Raw genomic sequence first — 23,547 nt, 5'->3', positions numbered from 1 at the left:
TGACGCCTCGAAGCGCTGAGTGCCGCCGTGAGCCTCTTGAGGCCCCCTTCCGTATATCGGGAGTCGGGAGAGGCTCGTTCAGGGCGGCACATGCGAACTCAGGCACCGGCAAACCCCCATCAGTGTCAGTGCTACCGGTAGAATGGAAGACAATCCCGCCCCGAACGTGGGGACCGTCCGGGACAAGCTGAGCAACGCTGATCAAGGCTTACCAACGCAACATGCCGCAGCCGCTCCGGCAACCCGCCGACGAGCCCGGCTCGTGCTGTGCCAGAAAGGGCGCTTCGTGGCCGATTCCGGCAACCCCAACGAGAACAACCCGTCCACCGACACCGGCGTGAACGACGCGGTGAGCACCGTCAGCGCAGAGGCTCATGCCTCGTACGACGCCAGTGCCATCACCGTCCTCGAGGGTCTGGACGCGGTCCGCAAGCGACCCGGTATGTACATCGGCTCGACCGGTGAGCGCGGCCTGCACCACCTGGTGCAGGAGGTCGTGGACAACTCCGTCGACGAGGCGCTGGCCGGGTACGCGGACACCATCGACGTGACGATCCTCGCCGACGGCGGTGTCCGGGTCGTCGACAACGGCCGTGGCATCCCGGTGGGCATCGTCCCCTCCGAGGGCAAGCCCGCCGTCGAGGTCGTGCTGACCGTTCTGCACGCGGGCGGCAAGTTCGGCGGCGGCGGTTACGCGGTCTCCGGCGGTCTGCACGGCGTGGGTGTCTCCGTCGTCAACGCCCTCTCCACGAAGGTGTCCGTGGAGGTCAGGACCGACGGCTACCGCTGGACCCAGGACTACAAGCTGGGCGTCCCCACGGCACCGCTGGCCCGGCACGAGGCCATCGAGGAGACCGGCACGTCGGTCACCTTCTGGGCCGACGGCGACATCTTCGAGACCACCGAGTACTCCTTCGAGACGCTCTCCCGGCGCTTCCAGGAGATGGCCTTCCTCAACAAGGGCCTGAAGATCAACCTCACTGACGAGCGCGAGTCGGCGAAGGCCACCGCCGGCGCGGACGAGGCGGGCGAGGACGAGAAGCACGAGGTCAAGAGCGTCTCGTACCACTACGAGGGCGGCATCGTCGACTTCGTGAAGTACCTCAACTCCCGCAAGGGAGAGCTGGTGCACCCCACCGTGATCGACCTCGAGGCCGAGGACAAGGACAAGAGCCTGTCCCTCGAGGTCGCGATGCAGTGGAACGGCGGCTACACCGAGGGCGTGTACTCCTTCGCCAACATCATCCACACGCACGAGGGCGGCACGCACGAGGAGGGCTTCCGGGCGGCGCTCACCTCGCTGATCAACAAGTACGCGCGCGACAAGAAGCTGCTGCGCGACAAGGACGACAACCTCACGGGTGACGACATCCGCGAGGGTCTGACCGCGATCATCTCGGTCAAGCTCAGCGAGCCCCAGTTCGAGGGCCAGACCAAGACGAAGCTGGGCAACACCGAGGTGAAGACCTTCGTGCAGAAGGTCGTCTACGAGCACCTGACCGACTGGCTCGACCGCAATCCGAACGAGGCCGCGGACATCATCCGCAAGGGCATCCAGGCGGCCACCGCGCGGGTGGCGGCCCGCAAGGCGCGTGACCTGACCCGCCGCAAGGGCCTGCTCGAGTCGGCGTCCCTGCCGGGCAAGCTGTCCGACTGCCAGTCGAACGACCCGACCAAGTGCGAGATCTTCATCGTCGAGGGCGACTCCGCCGGCGGTTCGGCCAAGTCCGGCCGGAACCCGCAGTACCAGGCGATCCTCCCGATCCGCGGCAAGATCCTCAACGTGGAGAAGGCGCGCATCGACCGGATCCTGCAGAACCAGGAGATCCAGGCGATGATCTCCGCGTTCGGCACGGGCGTGCACGAGGACTTCGACATCGAGAAGCTCCGCTATCACAAGATCATCCTGATGGCGGACGCCGACGTCGACGGCCAGCACATCAACACCCTGCTGCTGACCTTCCTGTTCCGTTTCATGCGGCCGCTGGTCGAGGCCGGTCACGTGTACCTGTCGCGTCCGCCGCTCTACAAGATCAAGTGGGGCCGCGACGACTTCGAGTACGCGTACTCGGACCGCGAGCGCGACGCGCTGATCGAGATGGGCCGCCAGGCCGGCAAGCGCATCCGCGAGGACTCCGTGCAGCGCTTCAAGGGTCTCGGTGAGATGAACGCCGAGGAACTGCGCATCACCACCATGGACCAGGAGCACCGCGTGCTCGGCCAGGTCACGCTCGACGACGCCGCGCAGGCCGACGACCTGTTCTCGGTGCTGATGGGCGAGGACGTCGAGGCCCGGCGCGCGTTCATCCAGCGCAACGCCAAGGACGTCCGCTTCCTCGACATCTGAGTCGGTCTCAGCTGACCGCACCAGGAAGGACCTTCACCAGCAATGACCGACGAGAACACCCCTGTGACGACGCCCGAGGGCGACGCCCTGGCGATGCGTGTCGAGCCCGTCGGGCTCGAGACGGAGATGCAGCGCTCGTACCTCGACTACGCGATGTCCGTCATCGTCTCGCGTGCGCTGCCCGACGTCCGTGACGGCCTCAAGCCCGTGCACCGCCGGGTGCTGTACGCCATGTACGACGGCGGCTACCGCCCCGAGCGCGGCTTCTACAAGTGCGCCCGCGTCGTCGGCGACGTCATGGGCAACTACCACCCCCACGGCGACAGCTCCATCTACGACGCCCTGGTGCGCCTCGCCCAGCCGTGGTCGATGCGGATGCCGCTCGTCGACTCCAACGGCAACTTCGGCTCGCCGGGCAACGACCCGGCGGCGGCCATGCGGTACACCGAGTGCAAGATGGCGCCGCTGTCGATGGAGATGGTCCGCGACATCGACGAGGAGACCGTCGACTTCACGGACAACTACGACGGCCGCTCCCAGGAGCCGACCGTCCTGCCCGCCCGGTTCCCGAACCTGCTGATCAACGGTTCGGCCGGTATCGCGGTCGGCATGGCGACCAACATCCCGCCGCACAACCTGCGCGAGGTCGCGGCCGGCGCCCAGTGGTACCTGGAGAACTACGAGGCCTCCCACGAGGAGCTGCTGGACGCGCTGATCGAGCGCATCAAGGGCCCCGACTTCCCGACCGGCGCCCTGGTGGTGGGCCGCAAGGGCATCGAGGAGGCCTACCGCACCGGGCGCGGCTCGATCACCATGCGCGCGGTCGTCGAGGTCGAGGAGATCCAGAACCGCCAGTGCCTGGTGGTCACGGAGCTGCCGTACCAGACCAACCCCGACAACCTCGCGCAGAAGATCGCCGACCTGGTGAAGGACGGCAAGATCGGCGGCATCGCGGACGTCCGCGACGAGACGAGCTCCCGCACCGGCCAGCGCCTGGTCATCGTGCTCAAGCGGGACGCGGTCGCCAAGGTCGTGCTGAACAACCTCTACAAGCACACCGACCTCCAGACGAACTTCGGCGCCAACATGCTGGCGCTGGTCGACGGGGTGCCGCGCACCCTCTCCCTGGACGCGTTCATCCGGCACTGGGTGAACCACCAGATCGAGGTCATCGTCCGGCGCACGAAGTTCCGCCTGCGCAAGGCGGAGGAGCGCGCGCACATCCTGCGCGGTCTGCTCAAGGCCCTGGACGCCATCGACGAGGTCATCGCCCTGATCCGGCGCAGCGACACCGTCGAGATCGCGCGCGGGGGCCTGATGGACCTCCTGGAGATCGACGAGATCCAGGCCAACGCCATCCTCGAGATGCAGCTGCGGCGACTGGCCGCCCTGGAGCGGCAGAAGATCGTCCAGGAGCACGACGAACTCCAGGCGAAGATCAGCGAGTACAACGAGATCCTCGCCTCGCCGGTCCGCCAGCGGGGGATCGTCAGTGCGGAGCTGGCCGCGCTCGTCGAGAAGTACGGCGACGACCGCAAGACCAAGCTGATCCCGTACGAGGGCGACATGTCCATCGAGGACCTGATCGCCGAGGAGGACATCGTCGTCACGGTCACCCGCGGCGGCTACATCAAGCGCACCAAGACCGACGACTACCGGGCCCAGAAGCGCGGCGGCAAGGGCGTGCGCGGCACGAAGCTCAAGGAAGACGACATCGTCAACCACTTCTTCGTGTCCACCACCCACCACTGGCTGCTGTTCTTCACCAACAAGGGCCGGGTCTACCGGGTCAAGGCCTACGAGCTGCCGGACGCCGGCCGCGACGCGCGTGGCCAGCACGTGGCCAACCTGCTGGCCTTCCAGCCGGACGAGACCATCGCCCAGATCCGCGCGATCCGCGACTACGAGGCGGTGCCCTACCTGGTCCTGGCCACCAAGGCAGGCCTGGTGAAGAAGACGCCGCTGAAGGACTACGACTCGCCGCGCGCCGGTGGTGTCATCGCCATCAACCTGCGCCAGCAGGAGGACGGCAGCGACGACGAACTGATCGGCGCCGAACTCGTCTCGGCCGAGGACGATCTGCTCCTGGTCAGCAAGAAGGCGCAGTCGATCCGGTTCACCGCCTCCGACGACACGTTGCGTCCGATGGGCCGTGCCACCTCGGGCGTCAAGGGCATGAGTTTCCGCGAAGGGGACGAGCTGCTCTCGATGAATGTTGTTCGAGCCGGTACGTTCGTGTTCACTGCCACCGACGGCGGTTACGCGAAGCGGACCTCCGTCGACGAGTACCGCGTCCAGGGCCGCGGCGGTCTCGGCATCAAGGCTGCCAAGATCGTCGAGGACCGTGGGTCGCTCGTGGGTGCGCTGGTGGTCGAGGAGAACGACGAGATCCTCGCCATCACACTCTCGGGCGGTGTGATTCGTACGCGAGTCAGCGGAGTCAGGGAGACGGGCCGTGACACCATGGGCGTCCAACTGATCAATCTGGGCAAGCGCGATGCCGTCGTGGGGATCGCGCGCAACGCCGAGGCGGGACGCGAGGCGGAGGAGGTCGACGGCGATGTCGTCGTCGACGAGACCGCCGAGGGTGTCGCGACCACCGGCACGGACGAGGGTGAGGCGCCCTCGGCCGAGTAGCACGAGGAGAGAGTCATCGTGAGCGGAGCCACGGGCGCCGGATCGGCCAGTACCCCCAGGGGTGCGGAGACGGACGGCGGCCGTGGCTCCGCCGCGCGTGCGACGGATCCGCACACGACTCAGCTGCGCAAGATCGACGACGGCGCGACCGGCTCGCACGCGTCTGACACTCATGGATCCCAGGGGGGAACTGTGACGGACACCAGAGGCTCGCAGGCCCGGCAGGCGGCCTCGCCGCTGCCCGGGGAACGGCAGCCCCAGCAGGCCGGCGGGCCGTACCACCCGCCGCAGGCCTACCAGACCCAGGGCGGCAACCCGTCCGCGGCCGCGTCGCGCCGCCCGCGCACCGGTGCACGCACCACGCCCCGCGTCCGCAAGGCACGGCTGCGCGTGGCCAAGGCCGACCCGTGGTCGGTGATGAAGGTGAGCTTCCTGCTCTCCATCGCGCTCGGCGTCTGCACGATCGTGGCCTCCGCCGTGCTGTGGATGGTCATGGACGCCATGGGCGTCTTCTCGACGGTCGGCGGCACGATCTCCGAGGCCACCGGCTCGAACGAGTCCAACGGCTTCGACCTGCAGTCCTTCCTGTCGCTGCCCAACGTGCTGATGTTCACGACGATCATCGCGGTGATCGACGTCGTCCTCGCGACGGCTCTCGCCACGCTCGGCGCGTTCATCTACAACCTGTCCGCCGGCTTCGTCGGCGGCGTGGAGCTGACGCTCGCCGAGGACGAGTGATCCGCGCGGGCGGTCCGGCGACAACCGATTTTGGGACTGCCCACCTCGTGCGCTAATCTTCAGGAGTCAGCGCGCGGGACACACACCGCAGAGCGCGGCGGGGCTATAGCTCAGTTGGTTAGAGCGCATCCCTGATAAGGATGAGGCCACAGGTTCAAATCCTGTTAGCCCCACCAGCGTAAAGACCCCCAGTCGATAGCGACTGGGGGTCTTTGACATCCACGGCTGACATCAGCCGATGAGTGGATCTTCCAGAAGTTCGGCGAGCATGCCCACCGCTTCCCGCTCACTGTCGCCGACAACGTGCGTGTAGACGTCCATGGTCATGCTGATCTGGCTATGCCGGAGGATCGCCTGAGCGACCTTGGGATGCACCTTCAGGAACGCGAGCAGGGTCCCGCATGTGTGGCGAGCGAGGCGGACCGTGATGCGGCGGACGCCGGCCCGCTTGACGAGCCGATCGAAGGTGCGGGAGAAGCCCACCGGGTCGATCATGCCGCCGTGGTCGGCGGAGAAGATCAAGTCATGGTCCGGCTCCTGCGACCAGTGCTCACCGGCGATCTTCCGTTCCAGCTCTTGCAGCTCTCGCCGTTCTTCCAGGGCGCGGGCACAGAACTCGGGGAGCGGGAGCACGGCCTGTGAGGACTCCGTTTTGAGGTCCTTGAGGACCAGGCCGGCGCCCTTGACGCGCTGGACCTGCTTGACCGGGGTGAAGTGGCCGGCCTCGAAGTCGATGTCCTGCCAGCGCAGCCCGAGCACCTCGCTGCGGCGGAGCCCGAGGACCAGGACGAGAACACAGGCCGCGTATAGCCGGTGGGCGCGGACCGAGCGCAGGAATGCGATGGCTTCCCGAGCGTTCCACGCCGTGCCCCTGTCCTTGCTGACCTTGGGCATGTCGACCAGCAGCGCGACGTTCCGCGTGACCAGCTCCTCACGCATGGCCCGGTTGAGAGCATTACGGAGGACGCGCAGGACCTCGAAGCGGGCCGAGGCGCCGACCTTCTCCCGGGTCAGCGTGGCCATGAACGCCCGAATCTGTGCAGGGGTGAGCTTGACCAGCGGTTTCCTGCCGAGATGAGGCAGCAGGTACAGCCGCACCTTGGACTCGTACTTCACGTACGTGTTGTGCTCACGCTCCGGAGCGACGATGTGCTCCAGCCAGTAGGCCAGCCAGTCCCCGAGTGTCCAGGACCGAGACGGCACAGGGACGCCGTTGCGCTCTTGGTCCTGAAGCTTGCCCAGCTTCTCGTTCGCTTCATCCCACGTCCGGCCGTACACGTACTTACGGACCCGGTTGCCGTCCGTGTCGGTCACGTAGGCGGCACCGTGGTACCGGCCATCGGACCGCTTTGTGATCGTGCCGCCGCCGTTGGGTCGACGCTTCGCCATCAGGCAGCCTCCCCGATCTGGCCGGCGATGAAGTCACGCACCGCGTGGTCCGGGATGCGGCGGCATCCGTCGACCTTGATCGATACGAGCCGGTGGGTGCGGATCAAGTCGTAGACCTTGGTCCGGCCCACCTTCAGCCGCGCCATGACCTCGGGCACGGTCAGGAGTTCGGGGGCGGCGGTGGTCATGTTGCGGCTCCTTCCAGGTCGAGCAGGGCGGGTAGTTCCTCGCGGGCAATCTCGCGGTTGTGCTGGATGTCGCGGCGGATGTTGGCGGCGAGCCAGGATTCGCCTGGGGTGTGGCCATGGCCGGCGTAGGTCCAGTGGGCGAGGGTGAGCGTGGTTGCTTCCTCGTCGGGGTCGGGTAGGCCGAGGGCGGCGCGTTGTTGGGCGGCGCGGTAGTCGGCGCGGGTCTGGCGGAGGGCGCCGAGGGTGGTGGAGTAGCGGCGGGATTTGGTGGAGAAGTGGCCGCGGAAGCCGAGCATGTGGGCCCAGTCGCGGAGCTTGCGGTCGGGGTAGAGCGCGTGGAGGTCCAGGCAGGCCGCGATGAGCCGGGCCGGGTGGTCGGCGACGCCGAGGAGGGCCAGGGCCTCTTTGTTGCCGATGCGGCGGTCTACGGTGCCAGTGGTCTCGGCGGCTTTGGTGGCGTACTTGGCGACGTAGGAGGCAACGGCCTGTTCGGTGATGTCCTCGCCGTCACCGAAGGCCCGGATGGGGCGTACGTCGAGCTGTGTGCCCCAGCGCAGAGTGCGGGCGGGCTGGTCTCCCGCAGGCGGTACGTCGACAGCGACGCGGGCGGCGGCGGCATGGATGGCGTCGGTGAGCAGGTCGAGGGTGGCCCAGGCCGGCGGTGGGTCGTCGGGCCCGTCGGGTCCGTCGAAGCGGATCACGGCGTGGAAGTGGACGGCGCCGCGCTTCTGGTACTCGGCGACCTTGCCGAAGGAAACCCGGGACTGCTCCTTCGCGTCCTTCTGCGTGAGCCCGGCGCGCTTGGCGATCTCGCGGCGCAGGTAGATCGTGAAGTAGCGCCACAGCTCGGAGGCGTGGTTGTTCCACAGCACCGCGCCCGTGTAGTCGTATCTGTCGGGGTCGATCGGGGTGCCCAGCTCGGGGACATCTTCGCCGTGGTGGGTGCCGCAGCGGCAGGGTCGGTTGCCGGGCCGGTTGTGGACCGGGCCGAACGAGGGGGCGGTGAGGGTGGCGAACACCCGCGGGTGGTCCCGAATGGTGTCCGGGGTGCCCTTGGCCGGGTCACCGACGAGGCCGGCGCGGATCAGGTGGTAGGTGTCTCCGGCGTACGTCCAGGCACAGGACGGACAGCGGGAGGCCCGGCGGTTGCCGCAGGCTAGGCGGAGCCGTCCGCCGGGTTCGGTGTCGGTCGAGTAAGAGTGCAGGACCTGCCCCGTGGTGGCGTCGCGGGTGACGGTGGAGCCTCGCAGGTGGATGGGGTCGGAGCAGCCGCCGGTGCGGCGGATCTGGTCTTGGATGCGGTCGAAGCCGGTGGACCCGGCCAGCCTCAGCACGTCGGCGAGGGTGGCCGGGTCCAGGCCCGCCATGGTGGCGGTGTCGGTCACGTGGTCACCTCCCGACGCGGTTCAGGGCGGCAGGGGTGGTGTGGCCGGTGCCCTTGCAGCTCAGGCAGGCGATGCGGAGGGTGGCGCGGGTGCCGTCGTCGTTCCGGGTGCCGGTGGTGATGGCGGCGGTGGCGAAGCCGTCGCAGTCGCGGCAAACGCGCGTGTTCTGGACGTGCTGGGGCATGATGAGCCTTCCCTTTCGGGTCCGTTGGATCTGGATGGGGTGCAGGCGCCCGGAGCGGCGGAAGTTTGGCGACCGAGGCCGCTCCGGGGGCCGTTCAGTTGTGGACGTTGCGCCTTCCGTGGCCCTTGGCCGCGTACATCCCGGCGTCAGCTGCGGACAGTGCGTCGGTGAGGGCCGGAACCGGCAGGTCGGCGCGGTGGCAGAGGCCGACCGAGGCGGAGACCGGCAGAAGGCGGCCGTCGAAGGCGACCGGCCGGCCGAGGGCTGCTTGCAGCGCGGTCGTTCCGGGGGTGCGGACGGGGTCGGTGACGATGGCGGCGAACTCGTCTCCGCCAAGGCGGGCAGCGATGCCGTTGCTGCCGCACCAGTCACGCAGCCGACGGGCGGTCGCAGTGAGGACGGCGTCACCGGCGGCATGGCCGTGTGTGTCGTTGATGGCCTTGAAGTCGTCCAGGTCGATCAGGGCGACGAGCGCGGCCGGGTGCTTGCCGAGCAGGTGTTCGGCGCGGGTGGTGAATCCGGCACGGGTGTGCAGGCCGGTCAGCGGGTCACGGCGGGCGGTGGCCAGACGGCGCAGGAGGAGACTGCCGTGAAGGGCCCAGCCGAGGGCCGGTAAGGCGGCGGCGATCACGGTCTCCACGGCTCACCGTCCCTTGTGCATGTCGTTGACGAGCAGGCGCAGGACGACGGCGACCAGGGCGACGGAGACCCCGGTGACGGCCACGGCCAGGAGCATGGAGACCAGGACCGCGCCGACGACCAGGACGACGGCGGTGCCGCCGCCGACGAGGGCGAGCGTTGTGCCGGGCGTGAGCTGGATCGTGGGCCGGGTCGAGGCCGGGGCGAGGGTGGCCGGCGGCGATGCCGGGGTGCCCGGCGTGATGCTGGTCGGTTCCACCACGGTGGGCGGGGTGACCAGGCCCGTGGGCTGCGGCATGGTCGGGAGCTTGGGGCGGAACATGGGCGGATCTCCTTTCGCGGGTTACTTGACGGCGGTGCCGATGACCGGGGACAGGAGGCTGTCGGCGAGGAGGTAGCCGCCGAGGAGGAGCACGGCCACGAGCCACCAGGGCGGGCGGATGAGCTTGACGCCGAGGAAGCCGACGACGAGCAGGGCGAGCCAGAGCGGTACGTCCATGGCGATCTCCCGTCAGGCCTTGCAGCGGTGGGTGCGGGCGGCGAGTTCGGCGGCGGAGCGGTTGTGGTAGTCGGCGGAGAAGCCGCAGCGCGGGGCGGTGCAGGCGGCGGTGTGCATCTCCCGGCCGCGGCCGTCGTAGTAGGTGCCGACCTGCACGGGCCCGATCCGAATGCGGTCGCGGAAGCGGCGGTAGGCGGTCATGGGTGGTTCTCCTTCCTGGTCAGGTGAGCTGGAGTTGGGCGGCGATGGCGTCGGTCATCGGAGCGGGCAGGCCGAGCCGGGTCGAGAGAACGTCGGCAGGCATCGGGGCGCCGGTAGACGCCTTGTGGGCGTCGGCGATCTTCCGAGCGTGGTCCAGCAGCGCGGCCGGTACCGCCGGCGCGGTGGGCGCGGGCTGTGGCGGTGCCGGTGTCAGCTCGGGCGCAGCAGGATCCGGGACGGGCACGGGAGTGTCGATGCGGTTCACGTCGGCTTCCGACACGATCGGTTCGTCGTCCACAGGGTCTGCCGGGGCGGGTTTGTCGGTGGGGGTGTGCACGAGGAGGGTTCCGCCGAGGAAGGCCAGGGCGGGCCATCCGGCGACGAGGATGCGCAGCCAGTCGGGCACGTGGGCCAGGTCGAGGAGTCCGGCGGTCGCGATGTTGGCGCCGAGCGACGCGAACAGGGCGATGACGAACCAGGTCCAGGCCGAGCGGTCCCGGCGGGCCGTGCGCAGTCGGCGCCAGGCGGCGACCAGGAGCAGGTCGACGGAGACCGGGTAGGCCCAGGCTTTCCAGCCGGACTGTCCGGCTGCTTCAGCCAGGTCGTGCAGGTGGGCGAAGGACAGGGCGCCGGCGATGACGGCTTGGACCAGCACGGCGTCGACGCGGATCGAGCGGGACATGGGGCACCTCCCTTCGAGGGGGATTGGGCCGGGACGGGCGGGGAGCAGGGTCCGGCCGCCCGGTCCCGGCGGTCAGTCGGTGACCGGGCGGGGCTTGACCAGCGAAGGACCGTCCGCCGGCGCCTCGGTGGGCACGAGGGGCCGGAACGGGTCGAGGGCGGGGAAGTCCGGGACCAGGTGGGCGAATTCCCGACAGGTGTCGACCACGTCCGCACGCGTCGTGTGCGGGGTGCGGATCTTCGACCAGCCGCCCGTCGAGTCGACGGCGACCGCGGTGCCGGGGCGTTCCATCGGGATCAGGCCGGCGGCCGGTACGGCGTCCGGGGCCACGTCGGCCAGGCCCATTTCTGCGGTCTGCTTGTCGTTGACGCGGTGCACGACGCGGCCGGTGAGCTGGGCACGGAGCATGGTGGCGCCCTTGCCCAGCTCGGAGCCGAACCGCTGCCCGCAGATCTCCAGGTAGATCCCGATCGCGCGGGCCATCTGCGCCAGGCGGATCAGGGCGGTGACGATCCGCTCGCGGCGTTCCTCGTCCTTCTTCGCCGAGATCAGGAACAGTTCCGCCACCTCGTCCACCAGGACGACGACCGGCACCGGCCGCAAAGGTTCGGGCAGCTCCCACACGTCGGAGACGCCGTGCAGGCTGAGCAGGTCGAAGCGGTCTTCCATCTCCGCCACGAGGACCGCCAGGAGGGATGCGGCATCGTCGGGGTTGGTGACCAGCGCCGACAGCCGAGAGGCGAACGCGGACTGCTCGACCCCGCGCTTGCAGTCGATGCCGACCAGCGCCACCGGCAACTGAGCCAGGCCCCTGATCAGGTTGCGCTGATACATCGACTTGCCCGAGTGATTCGCCCCGAGCGTCAGCGCCATCGGGGCTTTGCGATAGTCCCGCTCGAACGCGGTCCCGTCCTCCCTCAGCGCCACCGGCACTACCAGGTCGTGCGGGGCGGCCTTGCGTGGCATCCTCACCCGGCGCAGCACGTCATAGCCGGTCATGCGCAGTTCCACGAACCCGGGCTTGGTCTCCACCACGGTCACGGAGTGCACACCCCAGGCGTGCCGCAGCCGCTCGGAGGAGGCGATCACGTCGGCGGGTTCCAGGCCGGCCGGAAGCCGCAGCGTGACCCGCAGCCCGGTCGACGTGGGCCGAACCCGGCGGATCCTCGGCGGTACCGGCTGCACCTCGCGACGAGCGACGTTGCGGGTCATGAACGCCCGCAGGCCAGACGGCTGAACCGTCAGCCCACACACGTCCATGGTCGACCGGTACGAGAGAGCGAACCGGCCCCAGGCGAGCGGCATGCCCACCAGCGACCAGTACACCCGCGGGGCCCGCGCCTTCGCGAAGCCGACACCGCCGGCGCCCGCTAACGCTCCCGTGGCCTCCAGCCACACCGTCAGGTCAGCCATGATCAAGCCGCCGGGGTGATCGCGACCGCGCTGAACGCGATACCCGAACGCTTCTCGCCCTTGATCACGTTCTCCCAGTCCTTGGCCTTCAGGCCCACGACCCGCACCGGCATGCCCGGCGCCAGGCCCTCCGGGAGACCGGTCTCCGGGATCGAGACCTTGAGGAGGTTGCCCTCCCCCTCGTCCGAAACCAGCAGCCCCACGACCGACATGGGCAGACCCTCCTGGTTCAGGGCTCGCTCGCCGGTGTGGAAGTTCTTCACCTTCGGCTCCGGGGCCGTGGCCACGAACACCACAGCGGTCTGAAGGTCGATCTTGAACGACGGCATAGCTCACTCCAGAGCAGGTCAGAGTTAGGCCCCTTGGACCTCTTGCTCAACTTGTTGGTACAAGCTGATGCCTAGAGATTGACCCACTGAAAGTGAGGCGTCAAGCACTTCGCGCGAACATGTACCAACAAGTTGAGCGAGTGCGTCATGATGGGAGCATGAGCAAGCAGCCGAAGTACCAGCAGGTGGCCGACGCGCTGCGTCGTGAGATCGACAACGGCACGTACGCCCCTGGGGACCGGCTACCGTCCGAGGCGGAACTGGCCACCCGGTTCGAAGCTTCCCGGAACACCGTCCGGTCAGGGCTGAGCTTGCTGGTCAGCCAGGGACTCATCACCTCTAGCCAAGGGCTGGGCTACGAGGTCCGGAAGCACGAGGTCTTCGAGCTGAACGCCTCACGCTTCGAGAATCTGACCTTCCCGCAGAACGGCGACGCCTACTCAACCGACGTGACGAACGCCGGCCGCCGACCGCACCAGACGTTCCGGGTAGAAATGACGCCCACGCCTGACTACATTGCCGAGCGTCTGAAGGTAGAGGCTGGGTCCCGTTCCGTACTGCGGTTCTGCCACCGCTTCGTGGATGACGTGCCGTGGTCGACGCAGGCGACGCACTACCCAGATTGGCTGATCCAGGAGGCACCCCGTCTCGCTGAACCAGGCGACATCGACGAGGGCACCACCCGCTATCTGGCAGGCCGAGGCATCGAGCAGGTGGGCTACGCGGACGAGATCTCTACCCGGATGCCGACTCCGGAGGAAGCCCGTCTCTTGGAGATCGGCCCTGGCGTCCCTGTGCTGCTATGGACACGTACCGGCTACACGACCGAGCGCCCCATCCGATGCACGGTGACAACTTTCCGCGGCGACCTCAACCGAATGAACTACGAGATCGGCGACCTGTCCGCCCGGAATGAGAACGACGTCAAGTGAGAATCACCAGCGCTACCTCCATCGACCTTGACCAGCTGCTCAACTTCCGAATGGAGGCTGCGGAGTGGATCAGCAAGCTTGGCAGCGACCAGTGGAGCAGGCCCTACCCGGCTGATCGCCTCTTGGCGACCATCGAGGCCGGGACAGTCTTCATGCTGAGGGATGGGGGGCGTACCGCCGGCACCATCACGCTCACGTCCGAGGCGGAGGAGGGGTTGTGGAGCGCCGAGGAGCTTGAGGAACCTTCGATGTTCGTCAACAAGCTGACGGTCTCGCGGGAGTATGCCGGACGCGAGCTTGGAAGCAGGCTTCTCGACTGGGCTGGTGATCGCGCGTACCGCGCTGGCGCAAAGTGGCTACGACTCGACGCGTGGACCACCAACGAGCGCCTGCAGCGGTACTACCTGGACGAAGGGTTCCAGCACGTGCGGACCGTCCTCGAAGGCAACGCCGTAAACGGTGGACCGCGAGTCTCTGGCTGGCTTGCCCAACGCCCTACCCGGCTTGCCGAACACGGCCTCACCGACGAAACGCCGATCCCTGAACCGCTGCGGACCTGAGCTGTTACAGGTTTCTCTACCTCATCAAGCCCCGGCTGCGCTCCGCTCCGCCGGGCGCGCTTCCCGGCTCCGCTCCGGGCGACGCTCCTGCCTTCGGCCCGCTCCGCCCGCGCTGCGCCGACGCGCGCCCACATATGGATAGGGCCGGCGGCCATGAGTCGAGCACCGCGGGGCGCGGCCTGCGGTCAAGACGATGCCTCCGGCGGGGGATCGGCCGGCACCGGGATGGAGAGGGCCGCCGTCGCTGACCGCGGGTCCGTTGGGGCGTGCGCGGGGAGCTCCCATCCCGTCCACCGTCGACCCAGGCGAAGCCGAGCAGACGCGGCCCATGGCGTCCAGGTCGTTCGTACAGTGGCGCGCTCCACCTGGACGCCATGGACCACGCCCGCTCCACGGTGTGTGGGTCGACGGCGGACGGGATGGGAGCTGGGGTAGTTAGTGGCGTAGGTGGAGCGGACGAAGTGACGATGGGCGTCCTGGATGAGAGCGAGTTCGACACGGAGAACATCGGCGTCACGTACGACCGGGTCGTGGGCAATCCCTGAGCTGCTGAGATGGGGATCCGGGGCAAGGAGCTGTTTGCCCACGTCAGGAGGCTGGGAGCGCCGCAAGTGGCGGCGATGTTTCACGTGAAACATCGTCTGGGCTGATGTCAGTTGAGGCCGTCGAAAACGGACTTGGCTCTCTTATTTGTCAGTGGCGTGCCGTAGAAACGAGGAGCCCAGGCAAGACGTGGGGCGCACCTCGGCATCTGGCGAGAGGCGGGTGCGCCCCAGAGAGTCAGGAGAGTCCGTGTCCGTTCCGACCCTCAGTGTGCCGTTGCCAAACAGCAGCAGCGGCACTCCAAGCACTGTTCCACAGGCCACTGACAACGGCCGATGGTTGCTCATCGTCACCATCGTGGGAGCCATCTGGTGGCGGCAGCGAAGGCTCATGCCCGCGTGGACTCGGGGGTTTCTCATGACTGGTACATGAATCGCTCCCGGCACCTGCTTGAGCCGTAGCCTCCTTCCCGTCCACAAGTAAGGGATGCAATGCAACTTTGCAGCTTACTGGTGGGTGGGATGTGATGTAGCGCGTCGATTGGATGAGGCGATCTTGGTGAGGCTGCCAACTTTTTCTTCCTCACAGGATGGGGATGGAAGAAATCGCTGGTCATCCCCCTACTGAGCCCAACGGCAGATGGTTACACACAGGCTCATCCCGTGGGTCGTCCACAGCGCAGCGTCAAGTGTCCCCAGAAGACGGAGAGTTGTGCGCAGTGCCTGTGGATAACCAGATTGGTGCGCGGTGACGACCGTGCCACTATCAACAGGCCGATCGGCGTAACCGCGTTCCTGAGCGGTGCAGTTGGCCGGCGCGTGTGTCCGCAGAGATCGCGTTGGAGGGACGGACCCTGCCTCGCGGCGGATCACATAAGAGCTGAGGCACCCGAGCATCTTTGGCGAGAGACGGGTGCCCCAGGAGAGACCAAGGAGACGGCACATGGCCGGATTGGCCCTCGACGTACGCAACACCGTTCTCGGTGCGCTTACCCCGTGGACTGTTCCACAGGGCACTCGCGCTCGCAATCTAGTAGTTCTTGGCGCCTTGATCGCAGGCTGTGTGATCAACGGTGACACTCTTACTGGTGTCCTGCGCCAAGCGACCTGGCTGGTCGTAACGGTGATCGTGCTGATCATCGTCCGAGCCGTCGAAGGTGTGGCTTTGCAGCTCATGAGCCGAGACCGGCCAGGAAGGACGGCGGGTGCTTTGCGCGGTACGGCCTGACCTCCATGTCAAGGTGCCCACCGATGTCTGACATCAACGTCTGACACCAACAGCGACGACCGAATCCGACTTAGGACGGGCACCTGCGGTCAGGGCACCAGCCCACTTCAGAGGGCTTCCTCGGCGAGACTGGTCCCGCGATCGACCTGATAAGGATGAGGCCACAGGTTCAAATCCTGTTAGCCCCACCAGCGTAAAGACCCCCGGACCACTGGTCCGGGGGTCTTGCTGCATCTCCGCAGCTGGGCCGTGGCGCGGTCTCAGGCTGATCGTGGTGGTGTTCCGGTGCGCTTGGTGAGCAGTCCCGCGAGCAGCATGACGATCAGGCTGATTCCCACGCCGCACAGTGTCCACAGCACCCGGTAGCCCTCGGCCGATTCGTCGGAGGGCTGTGCCAGGTCCACCAGGATGAGTACGCCGGCGGCGATGGCCGCACTGTAGAGGGCGTAGTTCCAGAAGCGGATCCCGGCTCCGTGCATGAGGAGGACGAGAGCCACCACTTCGAGTCCGCGACGCACCGCGAACAGTCTGAGTCCGTGTTCACTCGCGGGCACCCACAGCAGCAACGCGGCCGTGCCGGCGCCGATCAGGGCGCCGATGAGGCGCTGCGCGCCGGCCAGCGCGGCCTGCTCCAGGCTCGGTTTCAACGCGATCATGGCAGCGATCGGGATCCAGTAGCCGTACGACAGGTCCAGTCCGAACGCCAGCGCGACGGTTCCGGCGATGACCACGGCGCGGATCAGCGCGAACAGCACCAGCGGGCCGGTCAGCTTCCTCCTGGACGTGTCGCCCGGCAGCTCCGAGAAGGGCTGGTCCCGGTCCCTACGCCCCCGGATGAGCCACCCGAGGAACGCCGCCGTGATCCACAGGGCCGCTCCTCCGGTCCAGGAGAGCACCTGAGCCCAGACGTAACTGGTGATGCGAGCCTCATCGTGGATGCCGGCCTCGAAACCGACGCCGACGATGAACCAGATGTTGAGAAGCAGGGCATCGACGAATCTGCGCACCCCGAACGCGGCCGTCAGTCCGGCCGCCAGCGTGACCACGAAGGACACGAGGACCAGCCGGCCCCAGGCGTCCGAGCCGATGCCGAAGGCCAGCGCGGTCACCCCGGCGCCGGCCAGCGCGAAGACGGCGACATGGAGCGCGCGGTGGCCGTAGCCGCCTCCGGGGTCGGCCAGAGCCGCGAACAGCAGGCCGAACAGCGCGCTGAGCAGGTAGACCTCGTGCCCGATCGCCCAGAAGACGAACATCGGCACCAGGGCGGCGTCCAGGAACGCCACCGCTCGCGGCCAGTTCAGCCCGGCAGGGTTGAGCTCGAACACCTTCGACAGCCAGGTCATGACCCTTCCCCGGCCAACGGGCTCTCCTGCGCGTCCGCTCTCCGTGGCCACGACTGCCCCCGTCCTCGAAATGTCCCGTTGGTGGAGGATTCTCTGGTTCTGTCGAGGTCACCGGGGCGCGACCCGCCGTGCGCCGGGAAGGTTCCGGCGTACGGCGACGGCCCGGCTGCTCCGTCGGAGCTGCCGGGCCGTTTCTCGCGTGCGGTGCTGTACGCAATACGCCGTGACGTCAGGGTCGGATGGCGGGGGCGCGGTGCGCCGGGCCGCTCAGCGCTGCAGCGGGACGGTGTGCTGCTCGGCCGGTGAGGTGGCGGTGTCGCACGGGGCGGCGGCGGCCGGCAGGGTCGTGACGGTCGAAGCGGCGTCGGTGAGGGGACGGTGCCGGCAGCTGGGGGCCTTGCCGTGGGCCTCGGCGTGGATGCGCTGTTTCATCGTGGGGGGCAGGGCGCCTGCCCGGGACCAGGACCAGACTGCCGCCGCCGCCGGCTCCGCCGGCTCGGGCGCCGTCTCGGTGTTGCTGTGCGTCTCGGTGTGCGGTACGGCCGCCGCGGCGGTGGTCGTGACGAATCCGAGCGCCGTGCACAGCGCCAGGAAGGCGGTGACGATGGCGGTCCACAGCTTCATGGCCTTGTTCCGGTCCATGGCCCCTCACTTTCGGGTCGGGCGATTTGCGTACTTTCCTCATGATGTGTATGTGGGCCGCGAAGTGGTGGACCCGCGACCGTGGCGCCGCGATGTTCAGATGAACACCACCCGGATGGCCGCAAGGGGGACGAAAAGGTGCGGAGGCGGGAGGAGGACGGGCAAAAGTCACCGTCCGTGGAGATGTGATCACCCTCCGATCGGAACGACTCGGTCCGTATCTATTGCGTTCCGCGGACGGGCAGTTGAGGGCCGACTCAGATCACCGATCGGTATCGGCCGGTGTGTATAGTCGGGCGCCAGAGGTCCCCTACGTCAAGGAAAGACGAGGTAGCGCGGTGAAGAAGCTTCTCCTGGTCGCACTGGCCGCCATCGGCGGGCTCCTCGTGTACCGCCAGATCCAGGCGGATCGCGCCGAGCAGGATCTGTGGACGGAGGCGACCGACTCCGTGCCCACGGGTTCGTGAGTCCGACCGACATCCGGTCCTGAGCAGACCCCGGCCGTCATCACGGTCGGGGTTTTGTGTTGTCCGGAGGGGGCGCGGGGACCACCGGGCGCGCGGCAGGATGGGCCTCGGTCCGTGCGACGGCGAGCGCGAGGGGTGGCGACTGATGGTGCGGTGGTGTACGGCTCGCCGGCGAGTCCGGTCAGGACGTGGCCGCCCGCCGGTGCCGGTGCGTCTGGCCGCCGTGACCGTGGTGCTGGCCACCGTCTCCGTCCTGCCGGGCGGGGCGGCCCTGGCGGCCGACCCGCCGGGCGGCTACGCGTTCGCCCGGGACGCCCAGTGGATCGAGGGCGCGAGCGGCGCGGCGAACGCCCCCTCCCTCGAACCCGGCAGGACGTACCGGGGCCCCCTGCCGCGGACCGGCACGCTCCACTACCGCGTCGAGCTCGACGGGGCCTCGGACACGTACGTCTCCGCCACCGCCGTCCCGGGCGAGGGCGACGAGCTCACCGCCGTCGACGGCGTCCGGCTGTCCGTGGAGGACGCCGACGGGGGCACCTGCTCGTCCGACAGCGCGAGTTTCGGCGCCGCCCGCAGCCCCCGCCCGGTCACGGCCTGGGGCGTACGCGCGGTCTCCGCCGGCGGGAAGCGATGCCAGGACGCCGGGACCTACTACGTCACCGTCGAGCGGTCCCGGCCGCAGGACTCCCCGCCGGACCCCTGGGACCTGGAGCTCACCGTCGTCAGCGAACCGCCCCCGGCCCGCACCGGCGCGACGCGGGCACCCGAGGCGTGGGACTCCGCCTCGCCCGGACCTCTCACGGGCGAGCCCGCACACCGCCGGGGCGGCGGCGGCTTCGCCGAGGCCACCACCGTCGGCCAGGGGGCCTGGAGCGACGACATCCGGCCCGGGCAGACCCTCTTCTACAAGGTGCCCGTCGACTGGGGCCGGCAGCTGTACGCGGCCGCCGAACTCGGCGGCACCGACAGCGGATCGGGCTACACGACCGGCGCGCTGCGTCTGGCCCTGCACAACCCCGTGCGCGGCGAGGTCGTCGACGCCGCCAAGGGGTACACCGGCCGCGGCGTCACGGCCGCTCTCGCTCCCGCGCCGCCGGTGGCGTACGCCAACCGGTACGCCACCGGGGAACGGGTCACCGGGATGCGGTTCGCCGGCGACTACTACCTCGTGGTGCATCTCGCGGCCCAGGTGGCCGACACCTTCGGAGAGGGGCCGTTCCCGCTGGTCCTGCGCCTGCGGCTCGGGGGGACGGCGCAGACCGGGCCGGAGTACGCGGGGAAGTCCGTGCCCGACGGCCTCTTCGAGCTCTCGGCCCTGGAGCGGCAGGCGGCGCCTGCGGGCGGAGCGGCCGGGGAGGACGACGCCGCCATGACGGTGCTCGCCGTCGGCGGGATCGGCGGCGGCAGCGTCCTGCTGGCGGGCCTCGGCGTGTGGACGGCGGTGGCCCGGCGCCGGGCCACGTGACGCGGCCCGGCGGGCCTCAGATGCGGGTCAGGGCCCAGAAGCCCACGGCGTAACAGGCCAGCGCGAGCAGCAGCAGCGGAACCGCCACGCGGGCCGGGGGACCGGGCCGGCGGCGACGCCGCGCCGCGCGGTGCTGGGGGGACGCCGGAGCGGGCGGGGGAGCGTGCGGTGCCCGCGGGGCCCGGGTGGCCTGGGCGGTGTACGCGGCGGTGGGCACGTCGGCACCCTGCCACGGCTGCGGTGCGGAGGGCCCTGGGGCGTGCGGATACGCGTACGGGGGCTGGTGCCGTGGGCCGGGGAAGCCGGGGTCCTGCGGATGGACCGGCGGAGGGGCCGGTGCGTGGGCGGGCGGCCCAGGGGGGCCGGACACGGGGGTGGACGTGCCGGTGGCCTGCGGGGGTGGCAGGGGGAAGCTCCCGGTGTCCGACATCACGGACGGCCGTACGGGTTCGGGAGCCGGTGTGGGGGCGGAGGCGGGTGAGGGCGGTGGCGCCGGCGCCGACGGCCCTGGCGCACTGTCCGCCGCCCGCCCCGGTGCGGAGGGCCGCCGCGGATCCGTCGGTGCGTCGTCCAGTCCCTTGGCCCGCTCGAGCGGGCCCCCGGGGCCGAAGCCCGCCGGCAGCGGCCCTATCTGGTCGAAGATCTCGATCAGCTCGTCGTCGGGCCCCGGCTCCGGCAGCAGCTCAGCGGCCGCGGCCAGCGCCTTGCGCGCCCCCGTGGCCGTGCGGAACCTCGCCTCGGGATCCGGCTGCACCAGCGTGGCCACGACCTGCCACAACGGTTCGGGGATGCCCTGCGGAGCCGGCGGCGTCCCGTGCTCCGCGAAGTACCGCACGAGCGTCCTGGCGTCGGGCTTCGCGCCCTCCAGCAGGTACAGGGCGACCAGTCCGACGGCGAACAGGTCGGCGGCGAAGTCCGGTTCCGCGCCCATCATCTGCTCCGGCGCGAGGTAACCGGGCGTCCCCACCACGAGGTTGGTCTCCGTCAGCCGGGGCTCGCCCAGCCGCATCGCGATGCCGAAGTCCGACAGCCGGAGCCGGGGCCGCCCCGTGCCGGTGGCCTCGAGCAGCACGTTGGCGGGCTTGACGTCCCGGTGCACGACGTCCTCCGCGTGCACCGCCGCCAGGCCCGACAGGAGCTGGTCCAGCAAGACGCAGACGAAACCGGGCGGCAGCGGGCCGTAGTCCCCGACCAGATGGACGAGTGAACCGCCCGTGACCAGGTCCATGGTGAACAGGACCTGGTCGTCGTCGGCGGCCCAGCTGGCCGGGGCGAGCACATGGGGATGGTCGATCCGCAGCGCCTGCTCACGCACGAAGCGCAGCAGCGAGTGGGCGTCCCTCTGCTGCAGCACCTTGGCGGCCACATAGCGCCGGCGGCGGTGGTCCCAGGCACGCCAGACGGCACCCACCCCTCCACGGCCGATCGGATCGACCAGCTCGTACCGGCCGGCGAAGACCTCACCCATGGCTGTGTGCCGCTCCTCCCCCTCGCGCCACTCCCCGCAAGGCCGGCCGGCGAGCGCTTCGACGGCCGGACCCCGGGGGTCAGTTCTGGTGGGACTGGTAGTGCGCCACGGCGTCGGAGGTGCGGCCGGCGCCGTACACCCGCAGGAACTCCGCCAACTCCGGGTGGGACGGGGAGAGGGCGTCCGCGGCGTCGATTATGTCGCCGGCGGCCGCCACCGAACGCAGCAGCGACTGGATCTCACGGACCACGCGCTTGACCGTGGGCGCTCCCGAACTGCTCGTCGTCTGCGTGGTGTTGCTGAGCACCGAGCCCCCCTGCGACTTCTTGATCTCGTCCATGCGCTCGGTGGCCTCGGCCGCGCTCACACTGCCGTCCGCGACCTGCCCCGCCAGGTCCTGGAGCAGCTGCACCCGCTGCACCACCGCGGGATTACCGATCTTCGCCCGCTGCCCGCTCATCAGCTGCGACAGCATCGGCGCGGACAGCCCCAGCACCCCCGCCAGACGAGCCTGGTTGAGGCCAAGATCGTCGATGAGCCTGCGGAAGAGCGCCCCCAGCGGCTCCCCGTACCAGTTCCGCTGCAGTTCCCGCGCTCTCGCGGTGGCTTCCTGCTGTGCGGCGTCCATTGCGTCTCCCCATCGCTTCCCCAAAAACCGCAGTTCGCTTCAGCGAACCACGCCGAGCATCTTACGGAGCGTGGTTGTTCATCGGGACCCCCAATCATTTGTGAGATACGGGGGGCGACCCGGTACTCTTGTCTGCGGCGCCCGCCGGTAAGAAGATCCTCCGGCCGGACGTCTCCTCCGGGGCCTTAGCTCAGTTGGTAGAGCGCTGTCTTTGCATGGCAGATGTCAGGGGTTCGACTCCCCTAGGCTCCACACCTCGAGAGCCCGTCCGACCTGCGTGAACACCAGGCCGGGCGGGCTCTTCGCGTCGCTGTCGTCACGCACCGTGGCGCAACGGGCCGGCGGACGGCGTCCAGCGCGGACGGTCGCGGCCCCCGCGCCGGGTGACCGCTCCCGCCGACGGGTTCGCCCACCGCGCCCGCCTGCGTCCCTCTGCTTCCCCCTTGCGTAAACGATCACCAACGGCGGGCGGATCGGGGGTAGTTGACGGTGTGACAGAGGCCACCGGCCTCCCGTCACCGGGTGGGAACGGGTGTGCGCGAGGCCACCGCTCAGCACCGGAGTCGCGCTGTCTGCTCTTGATATCGTCACCCCAGAGGGCACCAGCGCCACACCCCTGCGGGGCGGTGCCAAGCGGCGCACCGCCGCCGGAGCCGTCCGGTCGCTGCCGACGAGGTGAAAGGGGTAGAGCATGCGGGCCAAGGTACGAGCCGCTCTCGATGCGCTGTACATGAAGCGGCTGCTCAGAGAGCTGGAGGGTCGCCCACGCCCCCAGCACATCGGCATCATGCTGGACGGCAACCGCCGATGGGCCAAGGAATCGGGCATCGAGGACCCCCGCGAGGGCTACCGGGCCGGCGGCGCGAAGGTGCTGGACTTCCTGCGCTGGTGCGACTCCGCGCAGATCGAGCACGTGACCCTCTTCATGTTGTCCGACGACAACCTGCACCGCCCCGAGGACCAGCTCAACCCGCTGATCGACATCATCGCCGAGGTCGTGGAGCGCCTGGCCGCCCCGGGCAACCCCTGGCCCGTCGAGGTCGTCGGTGCCCTCGACCTGCTGCCGGCCGAGTCCGCGAACCGTCTGAAGACCGCGACCGCCGCCACCCAGGGCCGCAAGGGCGGAACGAAGGTCGACGTCGCCGTCGGCTACGGAGGCCGCCGGGAGATCGTCGACGCCGTGCGGTCCGCCCTCACGGAGCACGCCTCCGCGGGAGGCGACATCGACGAGTTCATCGACACGTTCACCATGGAGCACATCTCCAAGCACCTGTACTCCAAGGCGCGCTCCGAGTCCGACCTCATCATCCGCACCTCCGGAGAGCAGCGGCTGTCCGGATTCCTGCTGTGGCAGTCCGCCTACGCCGAGGTGTACTTCTGCGAGTGCTTCTGGCCGGACTTCCGCGAGATCGACTTCCTGCGCGCCCTGCGCTCCTACTCCCTGCGCGAACGCCGCTACGGCCGCTGAGGAGACGACGGAGCCCCGGGACACCGGCGGGCTGTTCCACGTGAAACATCGCCGCGGGGCGGGAGACCCGGAAGACCCACCCCACCCCCCCCAGCCCCAACCTATCGAACAACCCCCCCACCCACCGCCACAGCACCGCACCGCCGCGCCCACCGCCGCCACAGACCAACCCG

General features: G+C 69.2%; 24 protein-coding genes and 2 tRNA genes. 11 read left to right on the top strand and 15 right to left on the bottom strand.

What is annotated here, in order from left to right:
• Positions 1-286: 286 nt before the first annotated feature.
• From gyrB to ACFWJB_RS01975, 4 genes are all read left to right on the top strand, one after another.
• The gene (gene gyrB, locus ACFWJB_RS01990) at positions 287-2,347 is read left to right on the top strand and encodes a DNA topoisomerase (ATP-hydrolyzing) subunit B (RefSeq protein ID WP_385464847.1); all 2,061 of its coding nucleotides are present in this window, start codon (positions 287-289) and stop codon (positions 2,345-2,347) included.
• 42 nt (positions 2,348-2,389) lie between these two features.
• Positions 2,390-4,984, top strand: a complete 2,595-nt coding sequence (gene gyrA, locus ACFWJB_RS01985) for a DNA gyrase subunit A (protein ID WP_385464844.1) — start codon at positions 2,390-2,392, stop codon at positions 4,982-4,984.
• Between the two features lie 18 nt (positions 4,985-5,002).
• Positions 5,003-5,722, top strand: a complete 720-nt coding sequence (locus tag ACFWJB_RS01980) for a DUF3566 domain-containing protein (protein ID WP_385464841.1) — start codon at positions 5,003-5,005, stop codon at positions 5,720-5,722.
• Positions 5,723-5,821: 99 nt separating this feature from the next.
• Positions 5,822-5,898, top strand: a tRNA-Ile gene (locus tag ACFWJB_RS01975).
• Between the two features lie 55 nt (positions 5,899-5,953).
• Here the strand turns inward: ACFWJB_RS01975 and ACFWJB_RS01970 are convergent.
• The 11 genes from ACFWJB_RS01970 to ACFWJB_RS01920 form a co-directional block, all read right to left on the bottom strand.
• A complete protein-coding gene (locus ACFWJB_RS01970; protein ID WP_386919670.1) occupies positions 5,954-7,111 on the bottom strand; it encodes a tyrosine-type recombinase/integrase in 1,158 nt (385 codons plus the stop codon).
• Entirely contained in the window at positions 7,111-7,299 is a 189-nt protein-coding gene (locus tag ACFWJB_RS01965; protein WP_019527440.1) for a helix-turn-helix domain-containing protein, read from the bottom strand. The genes ACFWJB_RS01970 and ACFWJB_RS01965 overlap by 1 nt, the downstream gene beginning before the upstream one ends.
• The gene (gene repSA / locus ACFWJB_RS01960) at positions 7,296-8,684 is read right to left on the bottom strand and encodes a replication initiator protein RepSA (RefSeq protein WP_386919668.1); all 1,389 of its coding nucleotides are present in this window, start codon (positions 8,682-8,684) and stop codon (positions 7,296-7,298) included. The genes ACFWJB_RS01965 and repSA overlap by 4 nt, the downstream gene beginning before the upstream one ends.
• Before the next feature lie 4 nt (positions 8,685-8,688).
• Complete coding sequence (locus ACFWJB_RS01955; protein ID WP_386919666.1) at positions 8,689-8,868, bottom strand: hypothetical protein; 180 nt, start codon at positions 8,866-8,868, stop codon at positions 8,689-8,691.
• Between the two features lie 94 nt (positions 8,869-8,962).
• Positions 8,963-9,508, bottom strand: a complete 546-nt coding sequence (locus ACFWJB_RS01950) for a GGDEF domain-containing protein (protein ID WP_386919664.1) — start codon at positions 9,506-9,508, stop codon at positions 8,963-8,965.
• A 3-nt stretch (positions 9,509-9,511) separates the two neighbouring features.
• Complete coding sequence (locus ACFWJB_RS01945; RefSeq protein WP_386919662.1) at positions 9,512-9,829, bottom strand: SpdD-like protein; 318 nt, start codon at positions 9,827-9,829, stop codon at positions 9,512-9,514.
• A gap of 21 nt (positions 9,830-9,850) precedes the next feature.
• Positions 9,851-10,006 carry a hypothetical protein gene (locus ACFWJB_RS01940; RefSeq protein WP_386919660.1) on the bottom strand — a complete coding sequence of 52 codons (156 nt, stop codon included), beginning with the start codon at positions 10,004-10,006 and terminating at the stop codon, positions 9,851-9,853.
• A 12-nt stretch (positions 10,007-10,018) separates the two neighbouring features.
• A complete protein-coding gene (locus ACFWJB_RS01935; RefSeq protein WP_386919658.1) occupies positions 10,019-10,207 on the bottom strand; it encodes a mobile element transfer protein in 189 nt (62 codons plus the stop codon).
• A 19-nt stretch (positions 10,208-10,226) separates the two neighbouring features.
• Positions 10,227-10,889, bottom strand: a complete 663-nt coding sequence (locus tag ACFWJB_RS01930) for a DUF2637 domain-containing protein (protein ID WP_386919656.1) — start codon at positions 10,887-10,889, stop codon at positions 10,227-10,229.
• A 72-nt stretch (positions 10,890-10,961) separates the two neighbouring features.
• The gene (locus ACFWJB_RS01925; RefSeq protein ID WP_386919654.1) at positions 10,962-12,302 is read right to left on the bottom strand and encodes an FtsK/SpoIIIE domain-containing protein; all 1,341 of its coding nucleotides are present in this window, start codon (positions 12,300-12,302) and stop codon (positions 10,962-10,964) included.
• A 2-nt stretch (positions 12,303-12,304) separates the two neighbouring features.
• Positions 12,305-12,631 carry a hypothetical protein gene (locus ACFWJB_RS01920; RefSeq protein WP_386919652.1) on the bottom strand — a complete coding sequence of 109 codons (327 nt, stop codon included), beginning with the start codon at positions 12,629-12,631 and terminating at the stop codon, positions 12,305-12,307.
• A 158-nt stretch (positions 12,632-12,789) separates the two neighbouring features.
• Here ACFWJB_RS01920 and ACFWJB_RS01915 point away from each other — a divergent pair, with 158 nt between their 5' ends.
• The 3 genes from ACFWJB_RS01915 (at position 12,790) to ACFWJB_RS01905 (ending at position 15,893) form a co-directional block, all read left to right on the top strand.
• On the top strand, positions 12,790-13,563 hold the full coding sequence (locus tag ACFWJB_RS01915; protein ID WP_386919650.1) for a GntR family transcriptional regulator: 774 nt from the start codon (positions 12,790-12,792) through the stop codon (positions 13,561-13,563).
• Complete coding sequence (locus tag ACFWJB_RS01910; protein ID WP_386919648.1) at positions 13,560-14,123, top strand: GNAT family N-acetyltransferase; 564 nt, start codon at positions 13,560-13,562, stop codon at positions 14,121-14,123. The genes ACFWJB_RS01915 and ACFWJB_RS01910 overlap by 4 nt, the downstream gene beginning before the upstream one ends.
• Before the next feature lie 1,485 nt (positions 14,124-15,608).
• Positions 15,609-15,893: a hypothetical protein gene (locus tag ACFWJB_RS01905; protein WP_386919646.1), complete on the top strand. Its 285-nt coding sequence runs from the start codon at positions 15,609-15,611 to the stop codon at positions 15,891-15,893.
• 260 nt (positions 15,894-16,153) lie between these two features.
• Here ACFWJB_RS01905 and ACFWJB_RS01900 read toward each other — a convergent pair whose 3' ends face one another.
• Complete coding sequence (locus ACFWJB_RS01900; protein ID WP_386919644.1) at positions 16,154-17,236, bottom strand: FUSC family protein; 1,083 nt, start codon at positions 17,234-17,236, stop codon at positions 16,154-16,156.
• A gap of 267 nt (positions 17,237-17,503) precedes the next feature.
• Positions 17,504-17,878 (bottom strand): DUF6344 domain-containing protein, encoded by a 375-nt coding sequence (locus ACFWJB_RS01895; RefSeq protein ID WP_386919642.1) that lies wholly within the window; start codon positions 17,876-17,878, stop codon positions 17,504-17,506.
• A gap of 338 nt (positions 17,879-18,216) precedes the next feature.
• On the opposite strand from ACFWJB_RS01895, the gene ACFWJB_RS01890 reads away from it, so the two are divergent.
• Both ACFWJB_RS01890 and ACFWJB_RS01885 read left to right on the top strand, forming a co-directional pair.
• Positions 18,217-18,345, top strand: coding sequence for a DLW-39 family protein (locus ACFWJB_RS01890; RefSeq protein ID WP_003999697.1), 129 nt, complete (start codon positions 18,217-18,219; stop codon positions 18,343-18,345).
• A 145-nt stretch (positions 18,346-18,490) separates the two neighbouring features.
• Entirely contained in the window at positions 18,491-19,810 is a 1,320-nt protein-coding gene (locus ACFWJB_RS01885) for a hypothetical protein (RefSeq protein WP_386919640.1), read from the top strand.
• Between the two features lie 16 nt (positions 19,811-19,826).
• On the opposite strand, the gene ACFWJB_RS01880 is transcribed toward ACFWJB_RS01885, so the two are convergent.
• Positions 19,827-21,278, bottom strand: coding sequence for a protein kinase (locus ACFWJB_RS01880; RefSeq protein ID WP_385464829.1), 1,452 nt, complete (start codon positions 21,276-21,278; stop codon positions 19,827-19,829).
• Between the two features lie 79 nt (positions 21,279-21,357).
• A complete protein-coding gene (locus ACFWJB_RS01875) occupies positions 21,358-21,906 on the bottom strand; it encodes a helix-turn-helix domain-containing protein (protein ID WP_385464826.1) in 549 nt (182 codons plus the stop codon).
• A 179-nt stretch (positions 21,907-22,085) separates the two neighbouring features.
• Between ACFWJB_RS01875 and ACFWJB_RS01870 the strand changes: the two genes are divergently transcribed.
• Positions 22,086-22,158: transfer RNA gene (locus ACFWJB_RS01870), tRNA-Ala, on the top strand.
• A 439-nt stretch (positions 22,159-22,597) separates the two neighbouring features.
• Positions 22,598-23,374 (top strand): isoprenyl transferase, encoded by a 777-nt coding sequence (locus ACFWJB_RS01865; RefSeq protein WP_385464823.1) that lies wholly within the window; start codon positions 22,598-22,600, stop codon positions 23,372-23,374.
• The last annotated feature ends 173 nt before the right edge of the window (positions 23,375-23,547 follow it).

The sequence above is a fragment of the Streptomyces sp. NPDC127100 genome, from assembly GCF_042724095.1.
Taxonomy (GTDB): Bacteria; Actinomycetota; Actinomycetes; order Streptomycetales; family Streptomycetaceae; genus Streptomyces.
The sequence above is the reverse complement of the archived record's forward strand: the minus strand, read 5'-3'. Positions and strand labels throughout refer to the sequence as shown.